Source organism: Paenibacillus xinjiangensis (assembly GCF_059686975.1).
Window position 1 is genome coordinate 1 of sequence record NZ_JCAALS010000012.1, and the last position, 13,874, is coordinate 13,874.

15 protein-coding genes are annotated in these 13,874 nt (G+C 46.1%); 7 read left to right on the top strand and 8 right to left on the bottom strand.

Annotated features, from left to right (window positions below; translation table 11 throughout):
* Nucleotides 1-205: 205 nt before the first annotated feature.
* Nucleotides 206-664, bottom strand: a complete 459-nt coding sequence (locus AC6ESP_RS13465) for a MarR family winged helix-turn-helix transcriptional regulator (protein WP_497097253.1) — start codon at nt 662-664, stop codon at nt 206-208.
* Nucleotides 665-797: 133 nt separating this feature from the next.
* On the opposite strand from AC6ESP_RS13465, the gene pdaA reads away from it, so the two are divergent.
* On the top strand, nt 798-1,592 hold the full coding sequence (gene pdaA / locus AC6ESP_RS13470; RefSeq protein WP_497097254.1) for a delta-lactam-biosynthetic de-N-acetylase: 795 nt from the start codon (nt 798-800) through the stop codon (nt 1,590-1,592).
* Between the two features lie 25 nt (nt 1,593-1,617).
* Here the strand turns inward: pdaA and AC6ESP_RS13475 are convergent, their stop codons facing one another.
* Nucleotides 1,618-2,697, bottom strand: a complete 1,080-nt coding sequence (locus AC6ESP_RS13475) for a branched-chain amino acid aminotransferase (RefSeq protein WP_497097255.1) — start codon at nt 2,695-2,697, stop codon at nt 1,618-1,620.
* A gap of 116 nt (nt 2,698-2,813) precedes the next feature.
* Between AC6ESP_RS13475 and AC6ESP_RS13480 the strand changes: the two genes are divergently transcribed.
* The 3 genes from AC6ESP_RS13480 to AC6ESP_RS13490 all read left to right on the top strand — a co-directional run bounded on the left by AC6ESP_RS13480 (nt 2,814) and on the right by AC6ESP_RS13490 (nt 5,238).
* Complete coding sequence (locus AC6ESP_RS13480) at nt 2,814-3,704, top strand: LysR family transcriptional regulator (protein WP_497097256.1); 891 nt, start codon at nt 2,814-2,816, stop codon at nt 3,702-3,704.
* A gap of 66 nt (nt 3,705-3,770) precedes the next feature.
* Entirely contained in the window at nt 3,771-4,844 is a 1,074-nt protein-coding gene (locus AC6ESP_RS13485) for a hypothetical protein (RefSeq protein WP_497097257.1), read from the top strand.
* 157 nt (nt 4,845-5,001) lie between these two features.
* Nucleotides 5,002-5,238 (top strand): hypothetical protein, encoded by a 237-nt coding sequence (locus AC6ESP_RS13490; protein ID WP_497097258.1) that lies wholly within the window; start codon nt 5,002-5,004, stop codon nt 5,236-5,238.
* Nucleotides 5,239-5,321: 83 nt separating this feature from the next.
* Here the strand turns inward: AC6ESP_RS13490 and greA are convergent, their stop codons facing one another.
* The 3 genes from greA to AC6ESP_RS13505 all read right to left on the bottom strand — a co-directional run bounded on the left by greA (nt 5,322) and on the right by AC6ESP_RS13505 (nt 7,884).
* Nucleotides 5,322-5,801, bottom strand: a complete 480-nt coding sequence (gene greA / locus AC6ESP_RS13495) for a transcription elongation factor GreA (protein WP_497097259.1) — start codon at nt 5,799-5,801, stop codon at nt 5,322-5,324.
* A gap of 119 nt (nt 5,802-5,920) precedes the next feature.
* On the bottom strand, nt 5,921-6,859 hold the full coding sequence (locus AC6ESP_RS13500; RefSeq protein ID WP_497097260.1) for an aldo/keto reductase: 939 nt from the start codon (nt 6,857-6,859) through the stop codon (nt 5,921-5,923).
* A 26-nt stretch (nt 6,860-6,885) separates the two neighbouring features.
* Nucleotides 6,886-7,884 (bottom strand): Gfo/Idh/MocA family protein, encoded by a 999-nt coding sequence (locus AC6ESP_RS13505; protein WP_497097261.1) that lies wholly within the window; start codon nt 7,882-7,884, stop codon nt 6,886-6,888.
* A 123-nt stretch (nt 7,885-8,007) separates the two neighbouring features.
* On the opposite strand from AC6ESP_RS13505, the gene AC6ESP_RS13510 reads away from it, so the two are divergent.
* The 3 genes from AC6ESP_RS13510 to AC6ESP_RS13520 all read left to right on the top strand — a co-directional run bounded on the left by AC6ESP_RS13510 (nt 8,008) and on the right by AC6ESP_RS13520 (nt 10,835).
* Complete coding sequence (locus AC6ESP_RS13510) at nt 8,008-8,856, top strand: AraC family transcriptional regulator (RefSeq protein WP_497097262.1); 849 nt, start codon at nt 8,008-8,010, stop codon at nt 8,854-8,856.
* 109 nt (nt 8,857-8,965) lie between these two features.
* A complete protein-coding gene (locus AC6ESP_RS13515; RefSeq protein WP_497097263.1) occupies nt 8,966-9,661 on the top strand; it encodes a Crp/Fnr family transcriptional regulator in 696 nt (231 codons plus the stop codon).
* A gap of 19 nt (nt 9,662-9,680) precedes the next feature.
* Nucleotides 9,681-10,835, top strand: a complete 1,155-nt coding sequence (locus AC6ESP_RS13520; RefSeq protein ID WP_497097264.1) for an MFS transporter — start codon at nt 9,681-9,683, stop codon at nt 10,833-10,835.
* 489 nt (nt 10,836-11,324) lie between these two features.
* On the opposite strand, the gene AC6ESP_RS13525 is transcribed toward AC6ESP_RS13520, so the two are convergent.
* The 3 genes from AC6ESP_RS13525 to AC6ESP_RS13535 form a co-directional block, all read right to left on the bottom strand.
* Nucleotides 11,325-12,293 carry a serine hydrolase domain-containing protein gene (locus AC6ESP_RS13525; RefSeq protein ID WP_497097265.1) on the bottom strand — a complete coding sequence of 323 codons (969 nt, stop codon included), beginning with the start codon at nt 12,291-12,293 and terminating at the stop codon, nt 11,325-11,327.
* Between the two features lie 28 nt (nt 12,294-12,321).
* On the bottom strand, nt 12,322-12,510 hold the full coding sequence (locus AC6ESP_RS13530) for a hypothetical protein (protein WP_497097266.1): 189 nt from the start codon (nt 12,508-12,510) through the stop codon (nt 12,322-12,324).
* Between the two features lie 280 nt (nt 12,511-12,790).
* The gene (locus AC6ESP_RS13535) at nt 12,791-13,843 is read right to left on the bottom strand and encodes an oxidoreductase (RefSeq protein ID WP_497097267.1); all 1,053 of its coding nucleotides are present in this window, start codon (nt 13,841-13,843) and stop codon (nt 12,791-12,793) included.
* Nucleotides 13,844-13,874 lie beyond the last annotated feature (31 nt).

Below are 13,874 nucleotides of genomic sequence, written 5' to 3' on the forward strand. Positions count from 1 at the left end.
AACTCTTCTGTATATTGATTACGTGGTTGTTTCTCCATACAGGACACCCCTTCTCGTTATTGTCATTATCCTCATACACTTAACGAGTGTCCACTTTTTATTCTAGCTGCACATTTGCAAGCTCATGAACAATAATAAGTAGCTTAAAGTTAACGTTATAAAAGATTTGGTCCAAAGTTTTTCCTTATGTGTGGTCATGATGTCATTACTCCTTCTCTTTTTCAAGCCCCGCTAATTCTGTCGCTCTGTTATTAAGCCTTAAGAGCATACCAACTAGCTGTTCATATTCCTCGTCTGATAAATCTTGCGCAATATGATTAATAGTATCGAATTCAATTGGTGCAATAGCCTCTGCGATCTGCTTGCCCTGTTCAGATATATACACGTGGAAGGATCGCCGATCATTCCGACCAGCCCGCTTGCTAATAAACCCCTTGCTCTCCAGCGTATCCAATATCCTCGTGGTTGTAGGCTTGTCTTTGCCAGAGCGCTCGGCGATATCCTTCTGTATCAGTCCATCGTGCTCATATATTCGGTATAGTACTGACCACTGCTCCGGCGTAAGATCGTAATTCTTAATCCGCATCATGAATAAATGAGACATCTTACGACTGGCAATGCCAAGTAAAAAACCAATGGAATGGTCCAGGCCTCGTTCACGCATATCATCACATCCCGTTAATAGTTGTTAAGGCAACTATAAGCAAGGCAACTTAAATTGTCAATCTAATTTTATTTATACATAAGGGTCATATGGGGATAATAAGCGAAATTACACATAGAGGAGTCTAGGATTAATGACATTGAGAAGAGCGATAATCTGGATCACAGCACTAACATGCTTGCTGCTATTTAGCAGTTCAGTGCTAGCGGCCCAGAGCAGCGTGTTTCATTTTGGATTCAAGAAGAGTGAGAACGGCCGATTGCCATCCATTAATGAAGAGGGCTTCAAGGATATAGTCATGAAGCATCAGGCGATATTTCTAGGGGATACGTCGAAGAAGGAGCTGTATCTCACATTCGATAATGGCTACGAGAATGGTTACACACCTAAAGTTTTGGACGTGCTGAAAGAAAAGCAGGTACCTGCGATATTTTTTGTAACTGGACATTATGTAAAGGATCAGCCAGAGCTGGTGAAGAGGATGGCAGCAGAGGGACATCTCGTAGGTAATCATTCATGGAGTCATCCTGATATGACTCAGCTTGGAGAAAGTCAAATTCAAACAGAGCTTGAGAAGGTGAAGGAGCAGGTTGGGGTATTGACTAACCAGCAGAACATGGCGTATTTGAGACCCCCTAGAGGTATCTTCAACAACCATGTTCTAGCGGTTAGCAAATCATCCGGCTATACGAATGTGTTCTGGTCGGTCGCCTACAAGGATTGGGATGTGAACAACCAGAAGGGGGCTTCATATGCCTTCCAGCAGGTCGTTAAGCAGCTGCATCCCGGAGCTGTCATTCTACTGCATACAGTGTCCAAGGATAATGCAGAAGCTCTGTCTGCGATTATCGATGAGGCTCGCAGACAGGGCTATGAGTTCAAAAGCTTGGAGCAAATGGATGTTAAAACCTATGGTCGCGAGTCATAAGGCGTACGGTACGCACGAATGATGGCTAGTTGCTGTCGCTTAGCTCCATTGTCCAGCCGAATGGATCATCGGTTGTGCCCAGTTGAATGCCAGTAAGCGTATCATACAGCTTGCGGGATAGAGTGCCTGTCTCACCATTATTAATGACGAGCTTGGTGCCCAGCCAGAGCAGCTCTCCAATAGGGGAAATAACGGCCGCAGTACCCGTACCGAAAGCTTCTGTCAGCTGTCCATTAGTATGAGCATCTACCAGCTCATCAATGGACAGCATTCTTTCCTCTACAGGAATATTCCAATGCTTGAGAAGCTGAATAATGGAATTTCTCGTGATGCCGTCGAGAATGCTGCCATTGAGGGAAGGCGTTACGATCGTGCCATTAATAAGGAAGAAGACATTCATGCTTCCAACTTCCTCAATATATTTGCGATATACGCCATCAAGCCATAATACTTGAGAGCTGCCTTGCTTCGTTGCATTCTCTTGTGCCTTCAAGCCCGCCGCATAATTTCCGGCGGTTTTTGCGTTGCCTACGCCGCCTTTTACGGCACGAACATATTCCGATTCCACAAAGATTTTGACAGGATGAATGCCTTCAGCGTAATAAGAGCCAACTGGCGACAAAATAATCATGAATTTGTATTGCGTTGATGGTGCTACCCCAAGCGCCGCTTCGGTAGCGATAACGAACGGACGGATATACAGCGAAGTGCCTTCCTCAGAAGGAATCCAATCCTTGTCTGTTAGAATTAATTGCTTGATCGCCTCAAGAGCGAGATCCTCATCGATGGCCGGAATGCTTAGACGCTCATTGGAACGATTCAGACGCTCGATATTTTTGGTCGGACGGAATAATCTAATTTTTTGGTCAGCAGTTAAGTAAGCTTTTAACCCTTCGAATACGGTTTGCCCATAATGAAACACTTTGGCAGCGGGGTCAAGCGTAATGGGCTGATAAGGAACGATACGTGGATCGAACCAGCCTGTGCTATCATCGTAATCCATAATGAACATATGGTCGGTATAATACTTGCCGAAGCTCAGTTCAGCTGCTTGTGGCTTCGTTTTCTTAGAGGTTGATAATTGGATCTGAATCGGTGTGCTCATTACGGTAACATCTCCCCGTCATTCTAGTTAGTTGAATCGTACCATCCTAGCAGGTATATTAATAATATCTGTTTTATCGGATGATCATACCTATAAGGTATAGTGTGGAGGTACTAGTGGATATACGTCAGCTGCGATATTTTTTGGCCATTGCAAAGGAAGGACAGATCACACGAGCTGCTAAATTACTGAATATGGAGCAGCCTCCTCTAAGCCGCCAATTGAAGCTCATGGAGCAGGAACTTAATGTGACTCTATTCGATAGAAGCGGTAAAGGGCTGACTCTTACGCATGCAGGTGAACTGCTGCGGGATAAGGCAGAGCTGCTATTGTACCAGTTCAACGAAACGATGAAAGAGGTCCAGGAGCTGGATTCAGGTATGCAAGGCGTGCTCGCAATTGGCTCAGTGGTGTCCTGCATCTCCCTGCTGCCGCCAAGAATTGATCGTTTCCGTCAATTATACCCCAAAGTAACGTTCAAAATAGCGGAGGGCGATCATTTTATTCTGGGAAGCCAGCTGGAAAGACGCAGCATTGAGCTTATTGTTGCCAGACTCCCATTCGAGTCGCCGAATGATACTCAGCCTTATGAGGTGCTGCCGCTTCCTTCAGATCCGTTTGTCGCGGTACTGCCCTCTGCATGGGTTAAGGAACCAGGCAAAACGACGATGAATATGAGTGAGCTGGCAGATATGCCTTTTTTGACTCTGAAAACAGATAAAACGACGGGAATGCATCACAGAGTGATGATCGAGGCCAGAGCTCATGGATTCGAGCCCAAGGTCATCTGTGAATGCTCCAGTGTGGCGATTATTGTTGCTCTTGTAGCAGCAGGCATAGGGGCAACCGTGTTCCCTAAGTCGGTTATGGCTTCATTCCCTCTGCCAATGATCCAGATGCTGACGATTGCAGATGCGGATTTCCAGTCTGACGTCGGCATATTGTGGCTGAAGGATCGCTATCTCTCCAAGAGTGCAAGTCATTTCATCGATCTATTCAGAGAATAGGAAAAAAGGATATGAACATACTACCTTGATTCAGGGAATCTTCGCCTAATGTCAAGGAGGTACATGATGAGAAAGTATCAAATTATGGCTGTAACAGCGTTATTGCTGCTGATTGGGATTTCTGTTCCTATAAATAACGGAGCCGTACATGCTCAGTCGAAGCTGAGGGCTGTATCTGACCCCAATGCTGCAATAGAAGCAACCCTTGAGGTTGTTGAGGTGAAATCATTGAACCCCATCACGCTGCAGGTGAAGTTCTCTCAGCCGATCCCGCCAGACGAGATTACGCTTAGGCAAGCACGGCAAACGATTCAGCTGAGCAATGCCTTGACGGTACGCAACATCCCACAGTTGAAAACAGGCTCAGCAGCAGTCTATATTGTACCAACTACTGTACAACAGTCCGGTGTTACATATACGCTAAGCTATGCAGGGGGAGAGCCTGTCTCCTTCATTGCGAACACACGTAAAATCCCGATGGATAAGGTGAAGCAGGTTGCTTATGATACGTTTGAGCTCGAGTCAAGCCTTGAGGATAACGTAACGGATTATCAGAATATTGTTCAAGCTCATGCCGGCTATCGCGGTGGTCTGGACTTTGAAGTGGATGATCACAATCAGGCAGGCAGAAGAACCTTCGACGTCATCCCTTCCTTAAAGGATATACAGCTTACGATTACTCCGAAAAGCGGTCAGCCGCTTACGGCCACCTACGTGCGATTCACACAAGCGACGGATGGCAGACAAGCGCCGAAATTCCGTCTAGCAGAAGGACAAGAGCTTAAGCCAGGAGTGAAGTACATGGTAAGCTCGGACTGGTCGAGTGTGGAGCAGCCCACCTTCAAGGCGAGGAAGATCAAGCCTATTCCAGTTCTGAGCGTGCAACCAGAGGGTGATACAGCCTTAATGGTAACCTTGAAAAAAGACCCTATGGACGAGCTGTTCGCTTCACGCCAGCTCAAGCTGACCGGCGATGACGGTACGCTGCTCAAAGCAGAATATAAAACAGGTACAAGGAATTTCACAACTGGCCTCTTCGAGCTAAGAGATGGGGTGAAGCTTGTACCAGGTGTAACCTATAAAGTCGCTCAAATCGGAAGGTGGGCGAACATAAAGGCGAGGACTACGGTTAAGCTGTAATTAAGCATAAGGATGACGCTGCTTCTCATAGGGAGGGCGTCTTGGTGCTGAGCTTGGAGAATGCGAGGGAGGATGAGCAGCACTCGCTAGACTAATGCGGAGCTTTCCTTTACGATAGAGTGTAGTTATCGGTTCAAAGATAGAACGGAGTGTGGGAATGGGTAAGGGAAGCGTGTGGAATAAAGGGAAACATAATGGCGGGGGCTTATCGGGCAAGCGAACGGCTAAAGAATCTAATCAACCAGCGGCAGAGCCAGTCCCAGCTGAACAGAGTTATGCTAATGACAAGCTGAACACCGTCAAACGAATGAATCGTGATAACTGGGTTCAGAGGCCTGTTAAAGGCAGAGTGTCCTTGAATGAGACAAGCTCTACTGTGGAGAAAAATCAATAGTTGGAAATAGAAAACCTCCGAGCCCACTTAAAAAGTGATCTCGGAGGTTTTCTGTGCGAGCATAGGAGCATACTGCTATAGGCTTAATGCGCTTTGATCTCAAGAAGCTCATATTTGATAATACCCATTGGTGCAGTTACGCTAATAATATCACCAACGGATTTGTTCATGAGCGAGCTGCCCAGTGGACTCTCATACGAAATTTTATTATCGAAAACGTCAGCTTCTGCAGGGCCGACGATACGGTATTCGATTTGTTCTGCTACCTCGATATCGTTCAGAATGACGATAGAGCCCACATGGACTTTGCTGAGGTCTGCTTGATCTGTATCAGCGACGCGAGCGAACTTCAGCATTTTTTCCAGCTGAGCTATTCTTGTCTCCATGAACGCTTGATCATCTTTGGCAGAATGATATTCACTGTTTTCCTTCAGATCGCCATAGCTGATGGCTGTCTTCAGGCGTTGGGCTAACTCTGAGCGCTTGACGGTTTTGAGCTCTTCCAACTCCAGCTCTAGCTTCGCCTTCCCTTCTCGGGTTAAAACAATTTCCCCTTTTGCCATTTATACAACTCCTAAATTAAAAATACGGTATGAGCTCTATTCTACACTAAATCCCTTCATCATGCGAAATATTAAAAAGCTCCCGGTTCCAGAAGCGGGACCCGAGAGCATGGATATGCTTATAAATAATCAGAGGTAAGATCCAAATAGTCCAGCTCTTGTCTCGTCAGTTGGATGATCGAGCCTTCATCACAGGAACGAAGCTCATCCACAGATTGGGCACCAATGAGTGCACAGGTTGGGAAAGGCTGGTTCAGCACATAGGCAAGAGCGATCTGAATGGCAGTAACGTGCTTGTCTGCTGCAAGCTGCTTGGCGCGTTCGAGACGCTCCCAGTTGTCATCACTGTAAAACACACGGACAAGATCGGCATTATCCCGAACTTCTGGTGAGAATCGGCCGGTGAAGAAGCCCCTTGCTTGAGATGACCAAGAGAATAGGGGAATCTGGTTCTTCTCATGCCACAGGGTCGTCTCTGCGTCTGCGGATACACAGCCTGCCCAGAAAGGCTCATTAGCCTTAGCAAGGCTGAAGTTCGGGCTGCTGAAGGAGAACCCAGTCAGACCCTTAGCGGCTGCATAGTCATTAGCCTCTTGAATACGCTGCCAAGTCCAGTTCGATACGCCGATAGCGCCGACTGCTCCTGATGCAACATGCTCGTTCAACGCTTCTACAATTTCACCAGCGGGTACAGCGGGATCATCACGATGAAGAGCATACATGTCGATGAAATCGGTCTGCAGCCTCTCTAGACTGATCGTTAGATCGTGAAGAATATCCTTCTTACTCACTCTAGGACCGTTCTTGTCATGATGAGCGCCTTTGGTCAAGATGACAAGCTTGTCGCGATTGCCGCGTTCCTTCATATAACGGCCAATCACTTCCTCGCTCTGGCCGCCGCAGTAGATATGAGCCGTATCGATGGAATTGCCCCCAATAGCAAGGTAAGCATCTAAATTCGCGGCAGCTTTCTCATAGGAGTCATGGAAAAAGTAATCAGAGCCTTTCATAAGAAAAGAAACGGGCTTCTCTAAGCCTTTGACAGATATATATTTCATTGGATTATAGCCTCCTAGTGATCGATTTATAATAAAATTCTTGTTCTTTCACGTGCAGAGAGCAGGCATGCATCGATGACTCTCATATTGTGAATAGCATCCTGTGGTGCAAATCGTTGTGCAACCTGTCCGTTAACGGCCGCAGCCAGCTGATCAGCTTGCAAACTGTAAGCGTTCACATGTGGAACCTCAATTTCTTCGCGTTTGCCTTGTGAGGTGACGAAGAAATTGCCGCTGCCTTCGGTAGGCGTAATAAAGGCAGAAGGTACTTCTATGAAGCCGTCTGTGCCAAGAATCTCGAGCGGATTGCGGAATGCGGCCCACATACCGCAATTGAAGGTTAGGGATACAGCGCCTTCAAATTCAATGATGCCTGAGGCCATCATATCGACATCATCATGATCAGGCGAGAATAAGGCTTGCACAGTTACGGCCTCTGGCTCTCTGTCTAGCAGCAGCCTAGCAACGCTTATCGGATAACAGCCTACATCATAGATCGAGCCACCGCCCCAGGCTTTGCGGTAACGAACATTTTCTTTGTGGCCTGCATTGTTGAAGGTGAATGAGCTGTGGATGCCTCGAATTTCTCCAATTGCACCGGATGCAATGATTTCCTTAATTTTGTCATAGCGCGGATGGTAACGATACATGAAGGCTTCGGATAGCATAACACCTGCCTTGGCAGCCGCATCAGCCATCTCTGTCGCTTCTTCTTCAGTCAAGGCGATTGGCTTCTCGCACAGGACATGCTTACCAGCTTCGATTGCCCGAATTGCCCATTCTTTATGAAGATGATTCGGAAGCGGGACATAGACGACATCGATCGAGTTATCTTCAAGCAGGGCCTCATAGCTGCCATATGCAACTGGAATATTCAATTGATCTGCAGCTTCCTGCGCTTTATCCAGATCACGGCTTGCTATAGCATGTACCTCATTCCACTGCGATTGCTGGATGCCAGGAATAACTGAACCTTTTGCAATTTTGGCAGCGCCTAATACGCCCCATTTTAACTTATTGCTCATGATACAAAGCTCACCTCTTTAAAGTTATTATGACTATATTGCGATTATATGAGATAGGAATTAAAATTTAAATAATAATATTTTGTATTGCGTTATAACAATATTGTCATTGGAGTGATAAGTATGCAGAGACAGAGCCATTTGCTTACACTTGCACATATGCCGTTCTTTTGTTTTCCAGAGTCAGTGGGCGTCTATCGCGATCATCCTGAGCATAGTGTGACGCGGGAAGCGGGTGCATTGAACAATTGCAACATTCATTATGTAGCCTCCGGGAAGGGATATGTTGAAATCGAGGGTATCGTTCATCAGCTGGGAGCAGGCGATGCTGTACTCTATTTCCCCCAACAGAAGCAGCGCTATTACAGCAGCAAGGATGAGCCATGGGATATTAGGTGGGTCCATTTCTACGGCAATGGCTTGCAGGAATATTTGGTGGAACGAGGATTTCATCAGAGCGCACTGTGGAAAATCCGTCACGCTGCCGCATGGGAAGAGGCGCATGAGGCTCTGCTTAGTGAAGCTGAGAATCATCGGATGCTTCATCCTGTCCATTTGTCTACTCTAACCTATGCGCTCTTGTCTGTATTTGTTGAGCAAGCGGTTGCTCTATCGAGCAGTAAATCCGGCACGTCAAGCAATCGCATACTTGAGATTCTTCCTCTCATGCAAAAGGATGCACTTCAGCCCTTTATTCTCGAGGATTGGGCAGAACGAATAGGCGTAAGCTCTTATTATTTCTGCAAGCTGTTCCGCAGTGTCATGGAGATGACTCCGATGAATTTCATCACACGCTGTCGTCTGCAGATGGCTAAGCAATGGCTGCTAGAGAGAGCGGGGACGAACATCGGTCAAATTGCGGAGGAGGCAGGGTATCCAAGCGTTAGTTATTTCAACAAACGGTTCATGGAGCATGAAGGCATGACTCCGACCGCTTATCGTCGATTATATGGATTAGGGGAAGGCGAATAATGTTTGAATCAGATCGATTTGATAAGTTTAGGACATATGTCCTTTTTCAATAAACAACAATCGTATTTAATGGAATTACAGCACTTCCACATGAGGGAGGACTAGAACATTGAGACTCATCCGAGATAGCGGGCGGCTGCATGCGGCACTGCTGGAGCATAAGCTGGACGAATTATTTCATGAACAATTGGAGTCTGAGCTGAGGCTCTACAAGCTGGAGAAGGGAGATCGTGTGTGCGCAGCAGGCGAGAGCCTGAGCCAAATGTATTTCTTAGTACAAGGCAGGTTGAAAATATTCACGACGCTCTCAAGCGGGAAGTCTTTGCTCCTGCGGTTCTGTAATCCACTCTCGATTATCGGAGATTTGGAGTTCATAACGAAGAATCAGACAGGCTCAAGTGTAGAGGCGGTTACAGAGGGATGGATCATCGGAGTGGAGTACGACATGCTGTACAGAAAATTTTACCATAATCCAGTATTTCTTCATTATATTCTGCAGCAGGTTACTCATAAGCTTGAGACGAATCTCATCTCCACCAGCGTGAATCAGCTTTCAACCGTGGAACAAAGATTCACGAATTACCTAGTCTCTACCATGGTAATGGAGAAATCATGGATTACGGATGAAATTAAGACCGCGAACTTAGGAGAAATTGCCGAGTTGCTCGGAACCAGCTACCGACATTTGAATCGAGTCATTCGGACGCTGGTGTCAGAAGGTATTATAGAGCGCAAAAACGGTCATCTAACCGTCAAAGATATGGATAAGCTCAAGCAGCGTTCATCCGAGGATATGTATAAGTGACCACCAGAGAGGAAGCATGATGTTGCCAATACTTCGCTTACGTTTATTTAACTTTAGTTACTTTTCTATGTTTGCTATATTTTTGTCGTTCTTGCCTATTTATTTGTCCGATAAGGGAATATCAGAAGGGCAGATTGGATTCATCTTGGGTATTGGGGGATGTATCGGAATCGTATCCCAGCCTTTCTGGGGCATTGTAAGCGACAGTAGAAACACGATCAAAAAAGTACTGCTGCTCATCATAAGCATCTCAGCCATTATAGGCTTCTACATGTTCCAATCCGTTGCATTATTCGTTCTAGTGATCACTGTTGGACTAATGTATATTTTCTTCATGCCTTCTGATCCATTAATAGAAAGCCTGAATTATCAATCTGCCCAGCGATATGGTGTTCCCTATGGTTCGGTCAAAATGTTCGGTGCACTCGGTTACGCAACTGCATCTCTCATCATTGGCTTCGTGACGAATCAATTAGGCATGTCCAGTATAGCCTATCTGTTCTTAGGCTATGGCATATTGGCCATATTGATTGGCACAACTCTTACCGATGTGGAGGCAAGTCGCAAGCCGCTTCGCATACAGGATATGCGGAGGTTTTTGTCCCAGCGCTCGACCCTTGCATTTTTCCTGATGGTGCTTATCCTGGCCGTGCCTCATCGGACGAACGATACGTTCGTAGGCTTGTATATTTCCAGCACCGGGGGAAGCCTAACGCAGGTTGGCTATGCTTGGTTTATTATGACTATTATTGAGGTCGTATTCTTCGCGTTCGTGCATCGATTAATTAAGCAGGGGCAGGAGCTGAGAATGATCGCATTAGCCGGTGTGATCTATGCGCTAAGATATGTGCTCATGGCGATAACAGATAATCCCTCATTCCTTGTTCTGCTTCAATTGCTTCAGGGGCCAACGTTCGTACTGTTCTATGCCGCAGCTGTTCAGTATCTGTACGCCATCATTCCAGATGAATGGAAAGCAACCGGACAAACCATTCTAGCTGTTATCTTCTTCGGTCTGTCTGGCATTATTAGCTCGTTCCTTGGGGGCTTCTTATTCGAGAATTTCGGTGGTAACAGGCTCTATGCCCTCATGGCTTGTTTATCCTTAATTGGAGCAGGCTTCTGCTATTGGCTGAAGCGTCAATCGGCGAAGCAGCCCGTTCAATTGCAGTAACTTACAATTGGTTATAGGCTAGACAACGAGAAAAAGCCCACAATGTGGGCTTTTTCTACGTGTATGATTTTCAGCAAATAAGCCTAGTATTTACCGTACCCGCCGCCAAATACTCCACAGCTGCAAGCGATTATGACCAATAAGATGAACAGTACAAGAATAGTACCCGTGTTGTTAAAGCCTCCACCTACGAATCCAGAAATGGTGAGCACCTCCTTTTGTCTACTCCTTATTGTATGATTAAGCCGTCTGATGGGAGTGGGTGTATGTCATAGAGACATTCGACTAAATTGTATTCGTCTATTCTAAGCGTATACGAACCCAGATTAGTTATTGAAAGAGAATGTTGTGGGAATATACTCATTAAAGGAAAAGAAAGTGGTTCTTTAGCGAATAGAAGAACCACCTTTTCGTTAAAAACAAGCAAGCTAGAGTACATGTATACATGCATCTTGGCTTGCTTGTTGTCGAACGGTAACGGCAGGATTCTTAGTCCATCACCAACAAAGGGGCGAGGAATTGACGGAATACATCAGCAGGAGGCTTGCCTCTCTTGAGCTTATCATTGGTAATTACAGCCACCACATCAAGAGAAGGGATCACGATTATATTCTGACCACCAAATCCAAGTGCATAATAATAAGCTATCGAAGTATCTGCTGGTCTCTCAGGGTCCATAGGGAATGTATCAATCCACCAATGCCAGCCATAGTGGCCGTGGCGGGGAGATTCTGCAGTGAATGCGGGAATTATAGTACGCTCAAGCAGATCCTTGCGTATCAACTGCGCCTGATTCCACACACCATTCTGCAAATACAGCTGACCCAGCTTCAGCATGTCGGAAGGGAGCATCCGAAGTCCGAATCCACCAGTATGAATGCCTTGTGGATCAGTCTCCCATTCATACTGTTCTATTCCTAGGGGATGGAAGAGGTAACGTTCAGCGAACTGTGCGGTAGGCATGTCGCTCGACTGGACGATCATCGCGGATAACAACTGCGAGATACCAGAGTTGTATTCCATCCGTGTTCCCGGAGCATCAGCTAAAGGCTGATCCAAGGTATATTGAACCCAATTAGCGGTATGAATCATATTAGGAAAAGAGTTAATCCCTCCAAATTCAGTCCACCTGAATCCAGCGGACATCGTTAACAGATGCTCAAGCGTTATCGAATGCTTACGTGAATCCGAATCTTGGGCAAGCTGAGGAAAAAATGCTGAGGCCAATGTGGAAGGCTCTGGAATCAATAGCTGTTCCATAGCAATACAGACTAAGGAGGACAGCACGCTTTTGGTACACGAGTTAATCTTAGCCGTCTCAACTGCTGTATGTTGGTCTCTATAGTGTTCGAAGATAAGCTCGCCTCTATGGGAGACAAGACAGCTTCTTAAGTCCAGCGGCTGGATTGCTGCGAGCAATGATGACAAATTCATGAATTGCTTACCTACTTTCACCATACCTTATCGATCTTCTGATTATAGGCTTTCAGGGAAAAAGAAACAAATCACGCGTCTGGATGGCAGGCTGGAAGGACATATGAATTACTTGATGATAATTGCTTAAGGAAGAGATACCCCCAAGAAAGCTTCCGCCAACACCGGCTAAGAATATGCCAGCAATACTGTGCCAGGAGAGCTGATTGAACGATTGAAGGGCAATCAGCTTCCGATTCAATTCATCATGGCTTAGCCTCTCAATTTCGTTAGGCTCCCAATTAAAAAGCTGCAGTCGATTAAGCTCATCAGCAGTTAATATGTCCGTATTGTAGAGGCTGATGGAGCGCTCGGAGACGTAGTAGGAATTGGAATGATGAATACAGCTTTTTTAATAGCTTCAGGTGGTGTTTATCCATTAATAAAGCTCATTATCTATGAACAAGATTTCAATAAGCTAAGCTTAATTGGACAATTGTGCCAATGCAAATTAAGTTATCCACGAATAGAAGGATCGATGATTACACTAAATGATTAAGATGAAGTGCAGGGACATAGGACTGCAGCTCTTGCTGCTGTGATATCCGCTGAACAAAATCTGGGTTAGCAAGCAATGGCCGTCCGAAGGCTGCAAGATCGATGATTCCTTCTTCTATAGACTTAGCCGCTAGAGCTGGCTGTAGGTTCCCAACCCCAATAATAACACCTTCCCAATATTGGCGAACAAGCTGATGGAAGGTTCGCTCAGGAGCAAGAACCTCAGTGAAATGATTGGTCGATGGATGAAGGATATTCAGGCCTAATGATTTGAACACTTGAATGAAAGCGACAACAGCCTGCTCCGGATCAGCCCATTTGAATGCTGGCAGGTCATCCTTGATCTCTGAGAATCGAACGATAGTTCGATCAACACCAATCTCTGCGATGACCGCAGTAAGCAGCTCTTTCAAAAAGGTCAGGCGTTGAGGAAGATCTCCTCCATAACGATCAGTCCTATTGTTGGTCAAGTCCGTATTAAATTGATCGATGAGATAGCCATGTGCGGCATGAATCTCAACACCGTCGAAGCCTGCATCTAAGGCATTACGTGCAGCTGCTGCATAATCTTCAATCACTTTGCGTATATCGTCAATGGACATCTCTTGAGGTGTTACATATGGTTGGCGCAAGCGATGGACTAGACCAGTAGCTGCAATAGAAGAAGGGGCTTGAGGAGGCAAACCGCCGGTCAATTCAGGATGGGCGAGTCTGCCGACATGCCATAGCTGTGCAACAATCGTTCCACCTTCTTGATGAACAGCATCCGTTACTTTTTTCCATGCCGTTGTTTGATTGGCTGTATACAGTCCAGGTACTCCGAATGTACCTTTACCTCTCTTAGTTGGGTTGATACCTTCGGTAATAATAAGACCGACCCCATCCGCAGCCCGTCTTCGATAATATTCAACGACATCTGGTCCTACCTCTCCTGTAGCATCGTCCGCGCAGCTGCGTGTCATTGGCGCCATCACTACTCGCGAGCGAAGGAGCCATTCCCCTATCTTGACTTGCTCCAGCAATCGATTAGTACACATACTCATTCGCTCCTCTAATTTGTTATAGCCA